Source organism: Vibrio splendidus, from assembly GCF_003345295.1.
GTDB classification, from domain to species: domain Bacteria; phylum Pseudomonadota; class Gammaproteobacteria; order Enterobacterales; family Vibrionaceae; genus Vibrio; species Vibrio splendidus_K.
Genome location: NZ_CP031055.1, coordinates 763,639 through 785,524 on the forward strand (window position 1 = coordinate 763,639; position 21,886 = coordinate 785,524).

Annotated in this window: 20 protein-coding genes; 5 read left to right on the plus strand and 15 right to left on the minus strand. The window is 43.8% G+C overall.

Going from position 1 to position 21,886, the window contains the following annotated elements; translation table 11 throughout:
- Positions 1–345: 345 nt before the first annotated feature.
- The 3 genes from DUN60_RS03410 (at position 346) to DUN60_RS03420 (ending at position 2,520) form a co-directional block, all read left to right on the plus strand.
- Positions 346–798: a septal ring lytic transglycosylase RlpA family protein gene (locus DUN60_RS03410; RefSeq protein ID WP_114633171.1), complete on the plus strand. Its 453-nt coding sequence runs from the start codon at positions 346–348 to the stop codon at positions 796–798.
- A 204-nt stretch (positions 799–1,002) separates the two neighbouring features.
- On the plus strand, positions 1,003–2,016 hold the full coding sequence (locus DUN60_RS03415) for a manganese-dependent inorganic pyrophosphatase (RefSeq protein WP_114633172.1): 1,014 nt from the start codon (positions 1,003–1,005) through the stop codon (positions 2,014–2,016).
- Between the two features lie 300 nt (positions 2,017–2,316).
- Complete coding sequence (locus tag DUN60_RS03420) at positions 2,317–2,520, plus strand: hypothetical protein (protein ID WP_004736343.1); 204 nt, start codon at positions 2,317–2,319, stop codon at positions 2,518–2,520.
- A gap of 241 nt (positions 2,521–2,761) precedes the next feature.
- On the opposite strand, the gene DUN60_RS03425 is transcribed toward DUN60_RS03420, so the two are convergent.
- The 13 genes from DUN60_RS03425 to DUN60_RS03485 all read right to left on the minus strand — a co-directional run bounded on the left by DUN60_RS03425 (position 2,762) and on the right by DUN60_RS03485 (position 17,028).
- On the minus strand, positions 2,762–3,286 hold the full coding sequence (locus DUN60_RS03425) for a MerR family transcriptional regulator (RefSeq protein WP_065205606.1): 525 nt from the start codon (positions 3,284–3,286) through the stop codon (positions 2,762–2,764).
- 5 nt (positions 3,287–3,291) lie between these two features.
- Positions 3,292–4,221, minus strand: coding sequence for a DMT family transporter (locus DUN60_RS03430; RefSeq protein WP_114633173.1), 930 nt, complete (start codon positions 4,219–4,221; stop codon positions 3,292–3,294).
- 514 nt (positions 4,222–4,735) lie between these two features.
- A complete protein-coding gene (locus DUN60_RS03435) occupies positions 4,736–5,242 on the minus strand; it encodes a GNAT family N-acetyltransferase (protein WP_114633174.1) in 507 nt (168 codons plus the stop codon).
- 113 nt (positions 5,243–5,355) lie between these two features.
- The gene (locus DUN60_RS03440) at positions 5,356–5,841 is read right to left on the minus strand and encodes a TetR/AcrR family transcriptional regulator (protein ID WP_318276419.1); all 486 of its coding nucleotides are present in this window, start codon (positions 5,839–5,841) and stop codon (positions 5,356–5,358) included.
- Between the two features lie 294 nt (positions 5,842–6,135).
- On the minus strand, positions 6,136–7,155 hold the full coding sequence (locus tag DUN60_RS03445; protein WP_114633175.1) for a helix-turn-helix domain-containing protein: 1,020 nt from the start codon (positions 7,153–7,155) through the stop codon (positions 6,136–6,138).
- 104 nt (positions 7,156–7,259) lie between these two features.
- Positions 7,260–8,258 (minus strand): DUF2860 family protein, encoded by a 999-nt coding sequence (locus tag DUN60_RS03450; RefSeq protein ID WP_054546718.1) that lies wholly within the window; start codon positions 8,256–8,258, stop codon positions 7,260–7,262.
- Positions 8,259–8,301: 43 nt separating this feature from the next.
- Positions 8,302–9,873, minus strand: a complete 1,572-nt coding sequence (locus DUN60_RS03455; RefSeq protein ID WP_114633176.1) for an amidase — start codon at positions 9,871–9,873, stop codon at positions 8,302–8,304.
- Between the two features lie 186 nt (positions 9,874–10,059).
- Positions 10,060–11,304 carry an esterase/lipase family protein gene (locus DUN60_RS03460; protein ID WP_114633177.1) on the minus strand — a complete coding sequence of 415 codons (1,245 nt, stop codon included), beginning with the start codon at positions 11,302–11,304 and terminating at the stop codon, positions 10,060–10,062.
- 168 nt (positions 11,305–11,472) lie between these two features.
- Positions 11,473–11,919, minus strand: coding sequence for a pentapeptide repeat-containing protein (locus DUN60_RS03465; protein ID WP_065205600.1), 447 nt, complete (start codon positions 11,917–11,919; stop codon positions 11,473–11,475).
- Positions 11,920–12,023: 104 nt separating this feature from the next.
- Entirely contained in the window at positions 12,024–12,446 is a 423-nt protein-coding gene (locus tag DUN60_RS03470) for a rhodanese-like domain-containing protein (protein WP_065205599.1), read from the minus strand.
- A 127-nt stretch (positions 12,447–12,573) separates the two neighbouring features.
- Positions 12,574–14,022 (minus strand): FAD-dependent oxidoreductase, encoded by a 1,449-nt coding sequence (locus tag DUN60_RS03475; protein WP_114633178.1) that lies wholly within the window; start codon positions 14,020–14,022, stop codon positions 12,574–12,576.
- A 95-nt stretch (positions 14,023–14,117) separates the two neighbouring features.
- On the minus strand, positions 14,118–15,527 hold the full coding sequence (locus DUN60_RS03480) for a cation:dicarboxylate symporter family transporter (protein ID WP_114633179.1): 1,410 nt from the start codon (positions 15,525–15,527) through the stop codon (positions 14,118–14,120).
- A gap of 238 nt (positions 15,528–15,765) precedes the next feature.
- Entirely contained in the window at positions 15,766–17,028 is a 1,263-nt protein-coding gene (locus DUN60_RS03485; protein ID WP_114633180.1) for a metal-dependent hydrolase family protein, read from the minus strand.
- A 405-nt stretch (positions 17,029–17,433) separates the two neighbouring features.
- On the opposite strand from DUN60_RS03485, the gene DUN60_RS03490 reads away from it, so the two are divergent.
- Together DUN60_RS03490 and DUN60_RS03495 are read left to right on the plus strand one after the other, a co-directional pair.
- The gene (locus DUN60_RS03490; RefSeq protein WP_114633181.1) at positions 17,434–18,849 is read left to right on the plus strand and encodes a CAP domain-containing protein; all 1,416 of its coding nucleotides are present in this window, start codon (positions 17,434–17,436) and stop codon (positions 18,847–18,849) included.
- 323 nt (positions 18,850–19,172) lie between these two features.
- Entirely contained in the window at positions 19,173–19,661 is a 489-nt protein-coding gene (locus tag DUN60_RS03495) for a hypothetical protein (RefSeq protein WP_010439759.1), read from the plus strand.
- Between the two features lie 99 nt (positions 19,662–19,760).
- Here the strand turns inward: DUN60_RS03495 and DUN60_RS03500 are convergent, their stop codons facing one another.
- Complete coding sequence (locus DUN60_RS03500) at positions 19,761–21,455, minus strand: amidohydrolase (protein ID WP_114633182.1); 1,695 nt, start codon at positions 21,453–21,455, stop codon at positions 19,761–19,763.
- Positions 21,456–21,580: 125 nt separating this feature from the next.
- Positions 21,581–21,757 (minus strand): hypothetical protein, encoded by a 177-nt coding sequence (locus DUN60_RS24515; protein WP_167409356.1) that lies wholly within the window; start codon positions 21,755–21,757, stop codon positions 21,581–21,583.
- Positions 21,758–21,886 lie beyond the last annotated feature (129 nt).

Below are 21,886 nucleotides of genomic sequence, written 5' to 3' on the forward strand. Positions count from 1 at the left end.
TTAGAAAGCTGAAACAGCTTCTAAAAAGGATTGGTAGAGATACCAATCCTTTTTTGCATTTTTTTGGGGGAGAGGAGGACGGCACTTCATTCGAAGTGGGACACAAATGATCTTGTCTTCGATTGCTGTTTGAGTTGGGGTTATCTGCACTGTGTGGTTAATAAGTGACCAAATTTAAGGCGTTGTTAAAGTTGACGTTTTGACGATAAAACCTTTCAGGAATATGACGGAAGAAATCATCGTTCATGAAAACATTGGTAAATCATACCGAATGGCAGCCTTGACTGAGTAGCGACTATACTCAGAAACATACGGCTGACCCAACAACAACGAAAACAGAGAAACATGCAGAGATTAGCTCACCCAAATTACATGAAAAAATCACATATTATCTTTACCGCTCTTATTCTTATGATACTAGCCGGATGTACCTCAACGTCGGCTGTCGGCAGTTCTAAAACAAAGGAATATGCCAAGTCACATGCTCTTGCTGGTAAAGCTTCTTGGTATGGCGATAAATTCCATGGAAGGCTCACAGCAAGTGGTGAGACGTATAATATGAATGCGAATACTGCGGCTCATAAAACCTTGCCATTCGGCACTATCGTGAGAGTGACCAATACAAACAATAATAAGTCTGTCGATGTGAAAATTAACGATCGAGGCCCTTATGTAAAAGGCCGCGTTATCGATCTTTCGCACAAGGCGTTTGCAAGAATCGGCAATGTTAAGCAAGGCACCGTACCTGTCAAAATCGAGATTGTTGATGACAGCAATACCTTTAGGTACAAACACTAATTGTCTCTAAACCTGTATTGGTTTGTGAAACTCAAAGGATTGGTAGAGATACCGATCCTTTTTTGTTTTTTTTGGCAAACCTAACGAGATCCAAATTACATTTCGTTACTTACTGAAGTAAATCTGAAACATCGCTGACATGGTTTTGAAATTTTTAATAGCTAGCTTATTGGGTTCTAAACGAATCCAGAAAAGGAAATACCCGTGAAGCTAACACCTGTCGTTGCTGCCGTAATTATGTCTTTCAGTTCAGCAAGTTTTGCTTTCAGCTTGCAGCAATCTGCCAACGAAAACAGTGAAGATCTCGTATGGACGGGGCACCTTAGCCCAGACAGCGACACGGTAATGTCTGCGATGCTCGCGGCTCATATTTATGGTGGTACGGCGACAGTGCCTGAGCCTATCAACCCTGAATCGACGTTTATCTTGAACTACTGTAATGCAGAATCGCCACGAGTAGAGACAGATTACTCTCCATATAGAGTAGGGCTGGTGGACTTCAACCAAGTGACTCAACTAGCGCCAACCATCGACCAAGCATCTATTGTTGCTGTGGTCGATCACCATGCGATTGGTGGCTCACCGATTAATACGCCACAAATTGTTGAGATGGATATTCGAGGCTGGGGATCGGCTGCAACTATTCTGGCTGACAACGCTGAAAAGCTTGATGTGACTTTACCTAAGCACCTTGCTTGTGTCGGCTTAGGTGCGATTCTTTCTGATACCGTGGTGTTCCAATCATCAACCACCACTGAACACGATCGTGAATACGCAGAGAAACTGGCAAAGGTTGCAGGCATTTCAGACATCGAAGACTTCGGTCAACAGATGTTGATTGCTAAATCAGACCTTAGCCACCTGTCATCTGAAACCATCCTGACGCTGGACTACAAAAACTTTAAGTACGGTGGCAAACAAGTGGGCATCGGCGTTGCTGAAACACTAACCGCTCAACAACTGATTGACCGTAAAGATGAGCTTTTGGCAGCGATGAAGTCTTATAAAGAAGAGAACGGCTTAGATCATCTGTTCTTCTCAATCACAGACACGAAGAACAAAGAAGCGAATCTACTGTGGGTGGATGAAAGCGACTATCAAGTCATTAAATCGGCTTTCAACGCTGAACCAACAAGCGATATGCTGACCCTAGAAGGTGTCACTTCTCGCAAGCGTCAGATTGGCCCAGCGGTTCAAAAGGCAATTGAAAGCTTGTAGAGAGTAAGAGCCGTTATTTTATAAATAAATTCTGAAAGGGATTGGTAGAGATACCAATCCCTTTTTTGTTTGGGTGTCTAAATGGGATTTGGATAGAAATGAGTATCGGAGAACCAAGTATTAGCAAATCACGAATTAGCATAAGTATGGAAAGTCACTAAGATCACTGTCCAGTATTGATGGTGCACATCATTGTCTTGCTTTTACACAAATCTGACATTGATGAATGCCATAAGCTATCGATATAAATATCAACATATTGTATTATTACATCCGTATTTATACTTATTAGGATTTTCTATGTTGATTCACGAATTTTCGAATAAGGACGTTACCGCTGAGCATGTGATTTTAGCTCAAGCAATACTAGCAGGGACTGCTCAAGGTGATAAAAGTAAAGCACAGCGCTTTATGATTTTTGTAAATGAGATTCCCGATGCGCCGACTGTGCAAAACCTGATTCCTCGCTTTAGTCAATTTATGAAGCGCTTTAAAGCCAGCTGACATTCAGAATACGTTACACAGGGATGTGTAATTAAGATCACCAATTCCCCCCTAACCACTACCTACTTTTAAACTCTATCTGACCTTATGCTCGCTCTATATCTAGCTATTGTTGTTGGAGGACAATAGAGTTTGATCAATTTTAAAAACGTTTCTGGACAATTTCGAGTTAGTGAAAGTGCTAATTTAGCGTTAGACGGATAACTTCAAGTATTGAAAACACATTTTAATAAAAACGAACTTATGGCTTCCTAGATACCATTCTTATTTGTTCAATTTCGTCATCATCAATATTTAGGGACTGTAGAAATTTGAGGTGTCCTAATGGCTCCATCTTTTCAAACTGCTTGTGCCAGTTAAGCATATCTTGATCATTCATGCCTGACTCTCTCAGTATCTCAGTCCAACGCTGCTTAGTTAACTGCCCTTGAATCAGTAGCTCAGGATCTTGTAGTAAAGTCATGATTGAATGTTGTTGCTGACGTAGCTTTTTAATCTCTATATCTAAGGCGGAAAACTGTTGTCGTAATACAGCTTCCCTGTCTTTGCCATGAGATTGTTGTAACAGGCCTTTTATCTCAACAACAGGGATGCCGTAAGAGCGATACGCAAGAATCGATCTGAACTTTTCAAGTTCCCGTTCACCATACAATCGGTAGCCACTGGAAGTACGGCTTGTCGGTTCAATCAAGCCCTGTCGTTCATAATAAAGGACTGTCGTGCGAGACACGCCTAATTGCTCACAAAACTGTTTAATACTCAGCACTGTACCTACCTCTTACTTTTTCGACCGTAGTGAGACAACATCATTGGGATTAATGCACTCGCAAGAATAACTGACGCACCAATAATTGACCATGTATCTGGCATTTCCGCAAAAATAACCATGCCGATGATAAGAGAATAAATAATTTTCACGTACTCAACGTTGGCAATGATGTTTGCCTGTGCCCATTTATAAGCGGAAATACCAATGTATTGAGCAATTGACGAGATAACGCCAACCAATAGAAGCAACATGAAATCTTCAACCGTTGGTGTGCACCATAAAAACAAAGTCGGTATCAAGGCAATAAATCCGATAGCAAGAGCTTGATATGCCATTAACGTGATTTTAGGTTCACTTTGCGCCACTTTTCTTACACAAATCACCGCAACAGCTGCGCCTAACGAAGCCAGCACACCAGAAAGAATGTATATAAGTTGGCTATCTTCAAACGTAGGTCGAACAACCATCATTACCCCGATGAACCCAACGACGATGGTAAAAATCCGAGAGCCTGTGACCTGCTCACCAAGGGCAATGCGAGCAATAATGGCAACAAAGAGCACTTGTAAGAAACCAACGGCAGTCGCGTCTGCAAAAGGTATATTACTTACTGTAATAAATCCAAAGTACAACGCAGTAAATGCGCCCAATATTCTCAATATGTGGAGAGGTATTTTATTCGGTTTGAGCAATACCTCAATGTTATTAGTTATCGTAGGGGCAAGCATCAACATAAAAATGAGCTGTCTAAAAAATAGGATCTGAAACGTATCGTAGTCTCCGCTCAATTTACGAACAAACACACCCACAATGGTAAACAGTGCTGTTGAAACCAGTGCTAGCGTCACACCTTTAGATGTTGGCGATAAAGTATCAAATAACTGCAAAACTCTAGGGTGCTGCACGGTGTTTTTTACAAGGAACTGATGCATCGAATGAAGCCTTCTCGCTTAGGTTTGATCAAGAGGTGCATTCTAAACTCGATACCTGTAGACAGGTCAACCAATGTCGTGGATTAGCTAATTCGGCAACAACGTTAAGCCTCTCGGCATGAGGAAAAGTAAGCCAAATAGTGGAGTTTGAGATCAGGTTCAATTTCACACTGGCTTCTAATGGGGCAAGTCTGAGTTAGCTCATAACTAAACCCCCTTCTAACCTCCCCTTGAACAGTATCTTCTATCCATTGTATTTCGTGGAAAGGGGAGGAATACAATGCCGGTCGTTACATGCGCAGTTACACATTCAGCGCCAAAGAAGGTTCTCCCCCTCGGTCATAAATCGAAAGGGGTTGATGAACTTAACATGAGGGGGAGGGTGTTCGAAATCAGCCCGAACGCACGGGATATCAACGTTCTAAATTCAGACAAGCATTACACTTCACCCAAACAAAAATGGAACGCCTGAGCGTTCCATTTTTTACTTATATTTTGTTTAAATCAGCATCTCTTAAACTTGCTCGCTTGGGTGCCCCCACATTAGCTTGCTTGCGTAAGGGCCAGTGACGGTTGAAGTAGATTCTCCCACGCCGTCTAGTGCGCCAGGGGTCAGTGCTTTAGCGAACCAGCACTCAAGAGGTGCAAGTGTTTTTACTGGCGGAAGCACATTATGTGGCGTGTTGTAACGGTTGCCGTAGTGGAACGGTTCTCCCATCACGAAGATAACGTCAGCGTCGAGTTGCTTCTCGGCTTCTTCCATCAATCGAGTCGCGTAGCCTTTGCCTTGGTATTCTGGCAATACAGCTAAAGGGGCAAGCACATAACACTTCAGGTGTGGTGCTGCGTCTATTGTGATTGGTGTGTAGCATGCGTGTGCTACGCCTTCATGCACGATAGAAAAGCTGCCATCGGCAATAAGATCGTCGGCAAATTCTGCGTACAGTTTTGCATGACGTTCGTCGTAAAGCCCGCCTGCAGCGGCGAAAGCTTGGTATTGAATTTCATAAGGGGTTTTCATTTGAAAAATTCCTAACTTAAATTATTTGTTGCTAGCGTTCTCTGATAGATATCTTTAGATAGAGAGTTACTTTAGATAGCCAACAACGTTCTATTGAGCTTTAAGTGAGGTACTTATAAATCCAGCAGCAGTAAATACTTAGCTATGAAGCGCTCTTTAATTTGTTCTAACGGGTAATCACCATCCGAGAACAAGTAATTGAGTGCGATACCATCGATATCGGCGATTAACATGTGGCCGTCGACAATGCTGTTGGCATTTGGGATGTCACATAGAATAACTTCAAAAGAATCCATCATCAGTTGGTAGCGTTCGTCCAACAGGTCTTTTAATATCAGCCTTAACGACGGCTGACATTTCACTTGGTAATCAAGTTGATAAAACAGTTTTTGTTGTGGGTCGGCCATCGACAAGAAGATGTGCTCAATAAGGTTAATAAACCTCTCTTTTACCGACATTCCCTCACTAGACAAGTCAACACTTTCGCCGACTTCATTAATGATCTCTGCCATGCGAACAAACACCTGTCTTAGTAGGTCATCTTTATTTTTGAAATGATGAAAAACTAAACCCTTCGATACTTTTGCCGTTTCACACACCTGTGCGATAGACGTTTTTTCAAAGCCTTGTGTCGCGAATAATTCAATCGCGGCTTGGATTGCTTGCTGCTTCTTGTCCATGGGAATCACTCAATTATTTCACAGACCGACTATCCGGTCTGTGATTTGTAGTGCGGATAATATACAACATAAATGAGGATCACAAGATCTTTAAAGATCGTTGAATTTGAGTAGGTATAGGTTTGGGAGTAGTCGGCTCAAGATAGGCAATTATCTAGAGCCTAGGTGTTCAGCGTACCCATCAGTGATATTGGCATCATCAGCACTGTAAGCCTACGACTTTAGTCCGGTAGGAGAGTGCCCAGTCCAATTTTTGAATGCTCGACTGAATGCGCTCGAGTCTGAAAAGCCAAGTTCGTGAGCTACATAGGTAATATTGCCGTCGTTCTGATTCAGTAACGTCATGCTCAGTTCAAGTCGGTATTTATCGAACAAACGACGAAAGCTCACACCTTGTTGTTTAAGCTTACGATTCAGGGTTCGAGGGCTGATGTGAAGATTGTTCGCCACGCTATCTAGGTTGGTGTCTTTCACCGCGAGCACTTTGAACGTTTCATTCACTTTGTAGATCAGGTTAGTTTTTAATGTTTTTTCCATCTGTTGATCGGCGATTCGTACTAACTCTGCATGAAAGTCAGCTTGGAATTGGCGAGGTTTCGCCTGGACAAGATCGTTAGGAAAAAGGAGATAGCGGGCGGGGAAGCCTTCCTTCATTTCAACATTAAAGACACGCTCATAGATGCTCAAGAACTCATCACCGATGGTGTTCTTGTGGATGTGAATGGCGAGCTGTTGATTCGGCGCATTAAGGTATCTGCGAACGAGCTTGATCATAATACTGAAATAGAGCCCCAAGCTGATGTGTGTCATCAGTGTGGTTTCGTCAATGTACTCGGGTGTGACGCCCCAAAGCTCAATTTCGCCACTCTCTGTTTCACGACTGAATATTTTCAGTAGCGGATGTATATGAATGGAGTAGCGACTCAGCAGTTGGCAAAAGCTGGCGAGATCTGGCGCGGTGAGCATGGCCATTACCGGCGCGCCCATTTCAAGCTCATCGAAGTAGCGAGCCGATTCATCAAATAAGTCGATCAGCTCATGATCAAAATGTTGGTAGATATTGTTGATGGCGGTTTGAAGCTGATAAGCCGAGATCGATTCGGCGGAGCAAAGTTGTTTATAGGCCTCTGTTCCCGACCAGATGTCGCTGCTGTCTCCAATTCTAGCCTGAATAGCAGAATCTAAAGTTTTAAACCAGAATATGGGCAATTGAGTACTGAAACTTTCCACCATAACTCCCTGTTATTACTGGTGATTGAAGAGTGTTCTTCTCGTTAATATGCCCAAATTAAAGGATTTGTTTACGGGTTACAAGCAATGAAACTCGCAGTTCAACTTTAGAATTTGTAATCAACACCTACTGAAACCACGTATTGCGATGATTGGTAATACTCAATATTCGAATTTGTTGTCTTGGCGCCAAGTAGTGATACCAAAGACCAGTTTTTTGTACCAAAGATATTGGTGTATTCATAAGCAACGAAGGCTCCAAAGTCTTTGTCTTCACGAGTCTCATTAAAGATTGGATTCTCTTTATCATAGCTGCGTTTTGCTGCATTGAGTGTAAAAGCAAGGCCATGATTTCCAAATCTTTTCGCTAGGTTGATTTCCGCGCCAAGGCTCAAGAACGATAGTGCATCACCCTCAGAGTCTGATGAGAAAACATTCATTGAAGGTGTGAGAATGCCAGAGCCATCTTTCAAGAAATACTGGTAACCAGACTTGAGATAAAAATATTTTCGTTCTCGAATCATTAGTGCGCGTTCTTCTTCAGTTAAACCAAGGCCCTTTAGGCCGGTGTTTTCTTTTTTAACGTCGGACTCACCAGAGGCGACATCGAGATTAAAGTTCGAGCCCATTATTCTTGAAAGCTGCATTCGAACGACATTACCGGTGAGGTCGGTTTCTTTTCTATTTGAGTCAACGGCATAAGGGTCATCCCATACTTCACCTGATATCAGAGTTGGTAAGATAGAAAATTCAACCACCATACCGTTCTCGACTTGCTGCCTATATCCAATTTCAAATGCCAACGTACCTGTGATGATGTCGTCTCTTGAGGTACCTAAGAAAAACTGTTTGTGATTCAAAGCGCCAAAGGTGTATTGCATTGAACCCAAAACAGCGACCATTCCCTCTGCTTCGGTATTACCCGACGACATTAAATCGGCTTGAGATTGATGATTGCTTTGCCCAACATCTAGGTTGCTTGAGTTTGCGGTGAAGCCTGTTAAGAAGGTCATGTTGCCACTGAAGCCTTCGCTTGGTGCTAGAGCTGCGTATGAGTAAGGTGCAAGCGTCAGGCTCGCCAAAAATAGGAAAATAATATGTTTCATCAATAGACTCGTACTTGAATGATTTTCTAAATTGAATTGCTTGTTAAAGCGCAATCGGGGCCTTTCTGTTTGCCCAAGGTTTGGCGTTTTCTAGTTGATAGGCCAATTCAAATAACAGGCGGTCGTTGCCCCTTGCTGCAGAAAAATGGCTACCGACGGGAAGGTTCTGCTTGTTCCAATACAAGGGAACCGACATGGCGGGATTACCTGCCACGTTTTCGATTGGTGTATAAGACATTAATTTCTCTGAACGTACCCATATCTCTTTGCCTGAGTGCGTTTGTTGGTCGAAATATTCAATATCTAAAGGAACATGGTTTGCACAAGGAGTCAGCCATACGTCGATGTCTTTAAAGAATTCTCGGTTGTGACTGAGTGCGAAATTTCGGCATCGCTCTTGAGAGTCGGTATACAAGCTAGGAGCGGCTTTCAAGCGCGCTTGCATCGTACGAGCTAGATAGACGATGTTATCGCTTACTTTGTCGGGCATCGATTCTAGCGGAATGCCTAGGCGGTCGAACTGCTCAGCAAAGCTTGCCATTTTGTTGCCAAATACGCCCATGTAGTTGTGCATGAATACATCGCCATCTTGTATCGGTTGATCAACTTCGATAACGATATGTCCAAGGCTCTCGAGCAAAGAGACCGTCGAACGAATAGCTGCGAGAGTATCTTCATCGGGAAGCCTGCCGTGGATATCTTTGAGGGTGACGCCAATTTTTACCTGACGGTTAAGAGAAGCATTAACCATTCCTATGGGAGTTCGAGGAAAAGGCGTCTCAAAGTCATTTTTTGTATGATGCTCTGTGACTGATACAGCCAAAGCTGCATCACGAACGGTTCTCGACATAAACGATTGATGAGTAAAATCTTCGTTTGTTGAGCCGTCAGTTAGCCCTGAAATCAAAGATTCTCGACTTGGCTTAAAGCCAAAAATACCTGTCGCTGAAGCGGGCATGCGCGAAGAGCCGCCACCATCAGTGGAATGCACTAATGGTACATAGCCAGCAGCAATTGCCGCTGCGCCACCACCAGTCGATGAGTGAACACCTCGGCTTAGATCCCATGGGTTACGCGTCGCGCCATAAAGGGGATTCTGCGTGCAGCCTAGTGTCATCATCTCGGGGATATTCGTCATACCAATGGTGTTGAGCCCTGCATTCTGTGTTGCACGAATAAACCAAGAGGTAGCGTTGGGCTTTCTACCTTGGTTTAGCTTCGATCCCATCGTGCATTCAAGCCCGACAACATCAACGCAGTCTTTCGCTAAGAAAGGCACGCCTGCAAAAGGGGAGTTCGGGTTAAATGAGTTGGCACGCTCTAGCGCTAAGTCAAAGCACTCAGAAACAACCGCATTAACTTGATCGTTTGTCTGGCGAATTTTATAGATGGCTTCTTGTACGAATTCTTTTGGCGAGGCTTTTTTGTCTCTTATCAGATTTGCCATCTCAGTTGCATCCAGTGGCGAGTCAACGGTTTGGTGATCTGAAGGTAAATTTGTTGGTGAAGTTGGCGTTGCATTCGCTAAGGTCGGCAGAGAGAGAGCCGCAGCAGAAACAGCACCTTTCCCCATAACTTTGAAAAAATCTCTGCGTTTTAATTCATTGATAGTCATCGTTTCTATCCCAAGTTAGAAAGTCACTATCCTTGTTTCGAAACCTAGCTCGCTAGGCTTAGCGTCACTCCGTGTGCTTATTTATGGGATTAGAATAAAGATTAGCGTGTTGGCTTGCAGTGCAAATACCGCCAATGTTCATACCATTCACGCCAACTGGTTTGTCGGGTTATGTATAGGGAGAGGTTATCGCTCAGCTGTTAACCAAAAGCTGGACAAGTCTTCAAACAGAGCGTCATTGTCTAAAATACTGAGATGGTTTTCGTTGTAACCGCGAATTTGGTCGGCATTCAATTGAGCGGGGCGCGACAACTGGCTTGATAAATTGATGACGCCATCGCTACTGTTGGTATTAAATAGATCGCCCGAGTTATAACCAAAGGCCAAAAAGTGGGGTATGTGAATCTCACTGCTATCAATGAATAAGTCAGCGATAAATTTTCCGTCTGGATTTAAATCAACCCATGCAGGCATTACCACGGGGGAGTACTCCATTCCTTGTTTAGCAGACTTAACACCATCAAACGGCGAAGAGATGGTGGTTACGCTGCTTACAAAGTCGCATAGCTGTCCGATTCGGCATTGACGAATACTGTTGGTCACGATCAAGCCGCCCATGCTGTGGGCAACAACATGTAATTGTTGGATCTTATATTCAGTCACCACCGTGTGTAACAGGTTATTTAAGCCTCTCGAGTTCAAAGATAGAGATAAACCTGAAGGGTAGTTAAACACCCATATTTGGTATTTAGATTGGTCTATTTTTCCAATGAGAGGGGAGAAATCTAAAGCCGTTGCATTGATCCCATGCACAAATAAGATCGGGATTTTAGCTGGGTCATATTCAGATAAAAAATAGAGACCCGCATTACCTTCGACCAAAAATGTCAGCGGTTGCCACATACCGAGCTTTGCGTTCCCTTTCTCAAAAGGAGGATCGGTTAAATTTGCCACGGTGCCTATATCAACGAGGTCTAATTCTATTTTCAATAGCGAAGATAACGAACGATCAACAAACGCACTTGGGGCTTCATTTTCATTAACGGATAATGAGACTTCTATTGTTGATTTGTCTTTATGAGAACGAAGTTTTACCACACTGAAAGCTTCATTGGCTTGTAGGGTAAGATCTTGATTTTTATCTTCAAAGATAAGTAGGTAGTGGACGTTATTTGATACGTGCAAGTGAATGCTGTCACTGTCTATGATGCCATCGTAGCCATCCACTTCGCTTTTATTGATGTCTTTGATTTGTTCAATCACCACGGCAGAGCCGGAGGCAGGTTGACTCAAGGTAACCATGTATTGATTGGTTATGGAGTCGATGGCTTCTGTCTCATTAGATAGGTTTTTAAAGTTATTGCAACCTGATAACACTGAACTGAGTAACAATGCTGAACTGAAAAATAGTGCAGTAAGTAATCGCCTCATTTTAATTTCATCCTTAAATCAACCCGATTCATCCATAAATCAAAAACCTGTGTTTAATAGTAGCAATAAAGCAGAGAGTCATCTTATCCATTATGTTTGAGCGTATATTGTCTTGAAGACCCGCTGATTTCGGCTGTGGGAAAATTTGATATCGTTGCTATGTTGCTCCTACTCAAAAGCGAAACATTGTTGGTTGGGGTTGCGTAGCTTGATGATGGTATTGCTTGGGTCTACTCGATTCAACGCGTCATCATTGAGATTAGCGTGACTGAAATCGGTGCGAAATAGATCAGCGCGACTTAGATCAACGTTGAGCATTTGTGCGTGGCTCATGTCTGAGTTTCGTAAATCGGCATCGCGGAAAGCTGTGTTGTTCAGGTTGGCGTGGCTAAAATTGGCATGGGTGATATCAGCCTCACTCATGTCAGTGCCTGATAAATCGGCGCCACTAAAATTGGTACGAATTAGGTTAGCGCAACGCAGGTCGATGTTTTGAAGTACTAGGTTACTTAGGTCGGCATTACGTAATTGTGCACGTTCACCGCCTTGGTTTTCTAGCCATAGTTTGTGTTGTTCAAGAATAGAATAAAGTTCTTGTTGAGTGTATTTGTTCATACTTCACATCATCATTTTATTGAGCCCGCTGTTCTAGTCACCAGCGGGCTCTCATTAACTGAAAGCTTTGTTTAGTCGTTAGCCTTATTTAATAGACAGTTCTATTAAATCGGAAGTTCAATGTCACCTGATTGCTCCGCCCAAGCAGCAAAACCACCTGCGAGGTTTTTAACGGGTTTTAACCCCATCTCCGCGGCCATCTTGGCAGCGTAAAGAGAACGCAAACCGTGGGCACAATAGAACACGTAGGTTTTGTCTTGGTTGAACACCTTATTGTGAACGGGGCATTCAGGGTCAATCAAGAATTCCAACATGCCTCTTGGGCAAGTAAAAGCGCCGGGAATAATGCCGAGCTTGTTTCTTTCTTCGGCTTCCCTCACATCGACAAACACGTAGTCATCAAGTGTGTTTTGTTTGTCGTCGCTGCCGTTGAATAGCGCTATTGCTTCTTCTACCGACATATCTTCAACGACTTGGTAGGCTTCTTCTTTTAGGGCTTTAATGCCTTTGGTAATGGTTTGTGCCATGGTTTTCTCTCTTATTAAAATAGGATGACGGTTCTGTGTTTTGTGTTGCGGTGTCACTTAGTTATTTCATTCATTATCTAGTTTGGTTACTTCAAGGCAGCTATTTCGTCTGGTTATTTTGAGACTGTTATTTCGCAACATTGCCCGCCACATTCAGCGCGTCCCATGTTCGTGCAAAAGGAGGAGCGTAGCTGAAATCAAGGTAACCCAATTGTTGAGTCGTCATGCCTGCAGTAATTGCAACGCCTAATGCATTTAGCCGACCTACAGCGCCTTTCTTGCTGACAATTTCGCCGCCTAAAAGGCGTTTAGATTCAGGGTCGTAAGCAAGTTTTATCTTGATGTCTTCTTGGCCGGGATAATAATCCGTTTGGTTCTTGTCATTAATGACTGAGGTACTGGTTGGCACTGCGTATTGGTTTGCCATCCAATGAGAAATACCTGTGCTAGCAAGCTCGTAATCCAGCACTTTCAATGAAGATGAACCTAAGAAACCATCAAGGAAGGTATCTTTGCCTGCCAATTTGTCGGCCATCATTCGAGCCTGTTTATTAGCTGTGGTGGCGAGTGGCAAATACACGGGTTCATCAAGCGTTAAATGATGAACCGTCGCGCAGTCGCCCACCGCGTAAACATTCGGTACTGACGTTGCACCAAACTTATCGACTAATAACGCACCGTTGCCCATTTTTGGCAGGTCAAACAACTCGGTGTTAGGTTTGAAACCAAGCGCCAGAATCACAATGTCGGCTTGAATGGTGATGTATTCCGGTTCTACCGAATGGCTGGTGGCTTCGTTAGTGTTATTGGTCGCGGATCGAGTTTTGCTCACTGTAAGCAGATAACTCGCTTTCTCACTATTCCCTTCGTCGCTGTCTTTTGAAGCAAAACGTTCAATGTGTTCGACTTGGGTATTGGTCAGCAGGTTGGTTCCTGTGTCACGAATGGCATCTTCGACGTCGGAGATCATCTCTGGGCTGAATTGGCGGCTCATGATGTGCGCTTCGCGCTCAATAATGGTGATGTCTTTTCCTAAGTCATGTGCCGCATCGAACATCTCTAATCCAATAAAACCTGCACCAATGATTGCAACGCGAGGTTTATCTACTGCGAGCATGGCTTGTTTCATGGCAACGCCATCTTCCATGCTAGTGAGTGTGTAAACATGCTCGGTGCTATTCGAATCAGCACGATCATGATTACCCACACGAAAAGAGGTCGCGAAGTCTGGAATTAAAGGGCGCGCACCTGTCGCGATGATTAACTTATCAAACGGAATATCTTGTGATTCGCCTTGCGTGTTGACTGTGATGATTTGCTCAGCAGCGTTCACTGCGACCACCTCAGTATTGATACGAACATCGAGTCCGGAATCGATGGCTTGCTGCGGCGTGCGAGAGATCATGCGATCTGTATTTGGGAACTTGTCGCCAACAAAGTAGGGCAAACCGCAGGCACCAAACGAAAGGTAGCTGCGTTTTTCAATGACAATAACGTCATCTGTGGGTTGGTTTCTTTTGTATTTGGCAGCAAAGCTCATACCAGCAGCACTGCCACCTAAAATTACGATTTTCATAGTGGTACTTCTTCTTATAAGGACGCGGCATTCGCGCCCTGTGTTTATTGGGATGATTCTGAGTGACTTGAAGCGACTGACGTTAAGTTAAAAACTTAAGCTGGAATCTCGCCATTGGTCGTATTCGACAGGGCTTGTGCTTTGTACTGTTCTGTATTCAATGAGCCGTTAGTCTTAGCAGTAAGAACACCAGACAACATCGACCCAGAGATATTGAGAGCGGTGCGTGCCATATCAATCAAGGCTTCAATAGATACCAGTATCGCTACAATCGTGATGTCCAATCCCATGATGGTTAGCACGGCAACCGCTGCAAAGGTCGCACCGCCGCCTACACCCGCAATACCGAATGAAGCAATGGCAATCACGGCAATAAGTTGTAGAACAAAGCTCAAATCAATCGGGATACCCATCACTTGTGCAGCCATGATGGCAAGCATTGCAGGGTAAATACCGGCACAACCGTTTTGGCCAATGCTGGTCCCGAATGTTGCCGACATATTGGCTGTCTCTTCATCTACACCAAGGCGCTGAGTTTGTGTTTCAACGTTTAGCGGAATGGCTGCCATGCTTGAGCGAGAACCAAATCCGAACACCAGTACGGGCCAAGATTTTTTAGCGAATGTCTTCGGAGACAAACCAAACAAGCCAACAAGTACAAGGTGAACAATGAACATCGCTGCGATCGCCGCGTAGCTTGCAATAACGAATCGGCCCATTTCAGAGAGTGCGAACAAATCGTTGCTCATCATGAACTTGGTCATTAAAGCAAATACGCCATAAGGGGTGAGCTTAAGTATTTCTCGCACCATCGATAGCACGACTTCTTTTGCTGCATTGATGAAATCAACAAAGCTTTGCACTTTCTCTGGCTTACGCTTTTTCACTTGGAGAATGCTAAAACCAAGGAATATACCGAATAGAACCGTCGATAGTGTTGAGGTTCTTTCTGCGCCAGTCAGCATTTCAAAAATATTGGTCGGGATGATAGACAACACCAAGCTTGTGAAGGTGTTGTTCGACATCAGCTCTTGAGTCGATAGCAGGCTATCGCTGCGCGCTTCAATGGCAGTGCTAGTTCCCATTGCATTGACTAAGCTGTTCGCGTCGATGTTGAACAAGTAGATACTCGCAATTCCGATTACTGCAGAAATAGCCACGGTGAAAATCAACACGCCAATCACTTTAGGTGCGATTTTCGAGAGTGCACTGGTGCCTTCTACATTCATGATGGAAGCTGTCATGGCAACAAACACTAACGGTATTACTATCATCTGGAGTAGCTTGACGTAGCCATTACCGAACAAAGAGATAAGCTCTGAGAACTGCAAGCCAGCCGCGCTGTCGGTGCCCAGTACTACTTGGATAATGCCACCAAACAGAAGGCCGCCAACCAGTGCGCTAAGAACGCGGAAGTTGAAGCTTTTTTTCTGTTTTTTAAAGCGAGATAACACGACGTAAAAGCCGAGAAAAATGGCACTCAGTGCCAGTAACGTAAAGCTCATTTTAAGCTCCTATATCTACATCAAATAAAAGCACTGGAGTGGGGCACATAACGTGTGTGAGGTGGTGTTTTACCAAAGGCGCACAAGGTTTGAAGCGTTGTCCAGTGAAGGAATATCTGTAAGACGAAGCTTGATTAAAAAAGACGGTAAAAAATCACAATTAATTTTCAAATAAGAAAACGGTGCTATGACGAATCCGCCATAGCACCGTTGTTTATTCTAATCTTTAGGTTCTTAATTAGAGGTTATTTTTATATACCTTGCCGTCTTTCATGATCAGCTTTTGTGTCTCTGTGTTGGCAACACACGCTACGCCTTCGAGTGGGTTGCCATCGATGATCAATAGGTCGGCATACGCGCCTTCAACAATCAGACCTAACTTGCCTTCTTGGTATGGGTGTTGGTACGTCGACATCTCGAACAAACGCCCACAGTTTGATGTCGCCATGCGAAGTGCGGTGATGGTATCGAACACTTGTTCAATCGCACCTAGTTCATTCAATTGTGTCGCATGAACATTGGTTTCGCCGACACAGTCGGTACCAAAGGCGATGTTCTGGATGTCGTATTTTTTAATTAGCTCTGCCGACTTGAACATGGCTTTACCTACACGTTCTGTCTTGCGATAGGTTTCTTCGTTTGGCAGTGGGATCTTGCGTTCTGCAATCAGTGAAGAGGTAAAGTAAGACGGAATCACCCAAATGCCTTTCTCTTTGATGATCTCGGCAATGTCGTCATCCATAATTGTTGCGTGTTCGAAAGACATCACGCCCGCTTCGGCTGCTCGACGCATGGCATCGGAGGTGTGGATGTGCGCGGCAACATAAGTACCGTAATCCGAAGCAGCCTCAACGGCGGCTTTCATCTCGTCTGATGTGAATTGGAGTGTGTCTAGTGGGTCGAACGTTGAAGATGCACCGCCGCCAGCCATGATTTTGATTTGTGAAGCACCCATGAATAACTGCTCACGTACGGCTTTCAAGACTTCTGAGCGACCATCTGCCACTTTCATTGCGCCTTGCTTCATCATTGGCGAGTCTTCGTGTCCATTGGCTAATCGTTCTTGCGCTTGGTTTTGACGGTAATCGGAGTGACCACAGGTTTGAGATATCGCCGCCATTGAAGGAAGAATACGAGGGCCGGTTGCGTAGCCGTTATCGATACTTTTCTTAAGGCCAAGCGTGTTGCCCGCCACATCACGAATGGTGGTAAAGCCGCGCATCAACATCTCTTCTGAAATCTTTGCTGAGCGAATCGCCACTTCTTCACGAGTCATTGTATCAATGACATTAAAAGAGGCAGAGAGCGTGATATGAACGTGCGCATCAATCAGGCCTGGCATGACCGTACCGCCTTGAGCATCAATCGTTTCATCGGCAATCGTTGGGTCAATCTCTCCAATCTGAGTGATCAAGTTATCTTCGATGAGGATTGATACGTTCTCGATTAAGTTGTTATCAACACCGTTAAATATGTTCGCGTTAATGATTAGCTTTTTCATAGTCTGCACCTTTTGGAAATGAGTGTGTGTCGCTGATGGAGTAATAATATGGGGTGCAGCATTTGAAGAATGGCCATTTGGTGACAAGCAATGACGAGACTTATCTTTTGGTGCTTTTCTATATTTCTAAGTTTTTCCTATTCGAACGTTAAGGTGTATTTCAAATCGTCGTCACCTTGTGTTGAGAATCAATTTACCGAACTGTAACTGGCTCTGAAACGGAAGGATTAAGGAAAATACTGAATTAGTTCATAGGCTTATTGACCGAACGTTAAGTTGACAATATCTTATAAAATGTTAAATCGGTGTCAGTATTTGGGGGCTCTGACATTGGTCTGAAATTTAAGTTCGTTCTATGAGGCAACATCCTTACATCAAGAAAAATATATGGTTAAGGATTAACTCATGAAAAAACAAAATATCTCGGCAGTCGCCCTTTTAGCACTGATTATTACAGGTTGTGGCGGAGAAAGTTCGTCAGGAGGTGACAGTACAACTTCTAACAACGCTAATGCTCCAAGTAATCCAAGTAATCCAAGTAATCCAAGTAATCCAAGTAATCCAAGTAATCCAAGTAATCCAAGTAATCCAAGTAATCCAAGTAATCCAAGTAATCCCGACTCATCATCTACCTCTCAGCAGCCTGACATTAAAGCTCTTAGCAACAATATGATTTTTGCTATCGAAGGCTTTGTCGATACAACGGCTCCGATCAGAAATTATTCTTCTATTTCCGTTAAAAATGAACTGCCTGCATTCAAAGGTGGGGATACTCAGAAGGTTGATGTGGATATCGCGGTACCAACGATCGTTATCGATAATGGCAGTAACTTTGTTAACGATTGGCACTGTTATGAAACCGCAGGGTTAAGCGCGCAAAGGAAAAGTCATCAGTTACTTGTGGACGGTACAATTTCTGAATATCGATACGATATGCAAAGCAACGCTTGTTCTAGTGAGCTCTTGGGATCGTATGTGTTTAACGATGCGGTGTTCGACAGTTCGTTGGAATTTAAAACCGTTGGCAGCGTAGTTTCCAAAGATGAGAACGGAGTGGAGTCTAATCTACCCACTTATGATTTTATCGCTCAAGCTTATGGAGAGCAGTCAAAAGAGCGGTTTGGTGATTCTTGGGAATTATTACAGCGCGATAAAATTAATGCAGCAGCTAAGGAGGTTGGGACCTCGATCTTTGAGTTGAACACTTCATCTGGAAAGATCGATTTGGATTTAGGTCAGCTTAATAGCTACACTCTCATCGATTTCTCTTCACTAGATACAAATCAATTATTGAATGGTGCGGTTTGGGGGATGCCTGGCCAAGGCGTTGCCGATGAAAAATGGTGCCGAATTGTGAACATTCCGGAAGATCTAAGCCAGAACAGTATTAAGTACCAATCTGTCATCTCAACAAATTGTGCGAGGTCGACACAACGTTATTGTGATGCCTTTGGTTCATCATTTCCGAGTGGTAACTACCCACCAGCAGCTCCTATCGCTTGGGATAGTAACACGGCGAGTAATGCCCAGTTGAACTCTGATGAGCAGTACCGAAGAGATGCTCAAGGTCACTTTGTTGTGAACAGTTCTGGTCAGAATGCGTTTGTCCTCTCATCCAATTCGGTTGTGATTCCTATTTTTGGTTACACCAGTCCGCGAAGTGATGGGCAAGTTAACAATGCCGGTCTTAATAGTTGGGCTGGTCACGAAGGTCACTGCCAAAACGTGATGAATAGCCGACACACAAAGATGGGGATTGGATACAAAGTCAGTAAGTCAGATACATCGAAGATGTCTTATTGGACGCAAGATTTCAACTAACACACTCATTGCTTAAATACGGGTCATCCATTTAGCGTCTCTATTCTTTCTTTAGTTGGTAGTGGCAGGTTACTCGGTAGTGGAAGGTTACTTGGGAGTAGCAAATTACTCGAGAGTGGCACTTTGCTCGATAGTGCCATTTTACTTTACAGTGATACGTGGTCGATCAGGATTATTGAAGGTGGAGGTGCGAAGACATTATGACGATTCATTTGTGTTGTGAATGATTTTGAGTGGTGTCATGAAATGGTAAGTTTTGCTTCTATTCGAACGCTAAGATGTATTTCAAATCAAGGCTACTTATCAAATTAGAGAGAGACAGAATGACTAAATCAGACAAAGTTTACGGGTTCAACACACCACAACGCCTATTTGTAGGTTACACGTTAGCCGTGCTGGTGGACTTAGTCGTGCTTAACTTTTTCGATGAGTACTGGGACTTCGTCAACATTGAATCTTTCACTATTTCTTTGATAGCGGCGTTGTTACTGCAGTTATTGTTGAAGCTCTCTATTGGCTTAGAACACAAGGTAGCGGATTACTTCAAACAGAAATCTGGAACGGCACCTAAGGTGTATCGAGCGCTGTCGACATACATTATTCTTGTTGGCTCAAAATTTGTCATGCTAGAAGCGATAAACCTTATGTTCGGTGACAAGGTGAGCTTCACAGGCCCTTGGGGCGGTGTGGTAGCGTTCTTCGCTGTGGTATTTACGATTCTGGTTGCTGAAGTGATTGTATCGAAGATCTACTTTGCTCTGGATGAAAAGCAAGAATCAAATGAGAAAGCACTAAAAGAGCCCAACGCGTAACAGAACTAAAATACATATGTGAATAACAGACGAGCCAGCTGAATAAGCTGGCTCGTTTTCGTTTGTGTGGCGATAACCAATTCGCTCCGCTTATTGGCTTTATTTTCCGTAAACCACACCCCCTCTTAACACCGTCATCAACACCTGAGTCTTGGCTATTTGTCTTGCTGACACTGTGGTGATGTCCCGGTCGAGAATGGCGAAGTCCGCTGATTTCCCAACCTCAATAGAACCTGTTACGTCTTCTATTCCAAGACTTTTGGCTGCATTGAGCGTGTAAGCGTCGATAGCTGTGTAGATATCAGTTAGGCCTGTTTTGCCCATGATTAAGCTATTTGCGATGCCAACTAAGGGATTGATGTCGTGTACGTTCCAGTCACTGCTCAGGGTGATATTGGCGTCGGTTTTGAGTATCGCGTCTAGGTTCATCATGGCTTTGGCGCGGCGAGCACCAAGGAAGGCTTCGGCCCATTGGTGTTGATGCTTGGCTACGTAATCGGAACCGACTTGGAAGTCCGCTGAGACATTGAGCTGCTTGAAGCGGGGAACGTCTGCACCATTGATTAACTCTATGTGAGTGAGGGTATAAGGCTTTTGCGAACCTTGTTTACGCACGCTTTCTATCGCATCAAGAGATTCACGAACCGCACCATCACCAATCGCATGAATGTGCGCACTAAAACCGATTTTATCGAGCGCGGTTAGCCACTCTTTCATCTGTGATGGTGGAATGTAGTTTAGGCCATTGGGAGACTGTGGCAGATAGGTATCTAAATAGGGCGCGAGTGTTTTTGCTGTACCGTTAATGAAGATTCCATCGCTGTACATTTTTACCTGATCGACAAGCAGCAAGCGGTTTTTGTCATCGGAATACATCTTCTCAAATACTTCTAATTGAGAAGGCATCGCCATCGATGGATACACCCAAGGGCGTAACGACACACGCGCTGTTAAGTCTTGATTTTGCTCGGCCTCTAGCCAAACGTCATACCAACCTCGCTTCCAATACATCCGGCCGTCACCAATAGTGGTAATGCCGTGCGCAGCGGCTTCTTCAAGCCCGAACATTAACCCTTGATAGCTTTGTTCAAATAGCTCGCTTTGGCTGTTCCACGCCATCTCCATAATTTGGTCGCCAGCATTATCTAATAAGATGCCATTGAGCTTGCCGCTGTCTTGGTCTTTTAAATAAGCGCCACCTTGTGGATCAGGAGATTGTTGGCTGATTCTAGCTATTTTTAATGCTTTCGAGTTGACCCACATCGAGTGAGAGGTTTGCTCCATAAGCACCACGGGGCGATCAGGGAAGATGCTGTCGATGATCTCAAGTGGTGTGTATTCAGAGTCGCTGTCGAGTGTTGACTCAAGAGAAAAGCCATAACCCATTAGCCAACCTCTGCCATTGGTCTCGGCATTGATTTTACAGGCTTCTAAGTAAGGGATTTGCTCTTCTAATGTGGCTTCAGAATCCAGTTCGCAATTGCCACCCAGCTCTGAGGCGGCTTCAAATACATGGTTATGATTATCAATGAACCCCGGCAAAACAAAGGCATTCTCCAAGTCGATGACATCGGTATTCTGTCCTTGAAAAGCTTTCGCTTGTGAATTGTCACCGATGAAGATGATCTTGCCTTTATGGGTAACGATCGAGTCTGATTCGCGATGCCCATATATGTCGGCATTGGTAAAGATCTGGTCTGCGGTTAGGGTTTGAGAAAAAGCCGATGGCACAGTGACTAGGCTAACGAATAATGCAATCCATGCAGTGCGTGGCAAAGTGAGCTTATTGTTCATTATTATTTATTCCATGTTCCACTGTTTAATAAGTATAGAAAGCGAGTGGCCAGTGTGAAACTCTACATGAATGACAGATAAAAGCTGCGACTAATCAATAAATTGTGGCTTGAACAAATCTTCAATCACGACTCCTGTTTTAGGCTCTTACGCAGATCTTTTCTGTATTCGTCATAAGAGTTATAGCCATAGAGTTTCCAAGTGTGATCACCCTTAATGTTGTGGTTGTAGGTGATCTCGCCTATCCACTGCTGACGTGTGGCAAGAATCATATCGCGAATTTTTAATAATAAAGTGTCCATAGTTGCTCTCCTGATTAAGTTCACCTGAAGTATATTTAGCGGTGACAACCGGATGAGTATCGTTAGCGCAATGTTCAATACTTTTCAGTCAATGTGCTAATCTAAATGGTTTGATGCGTATACTTTCAA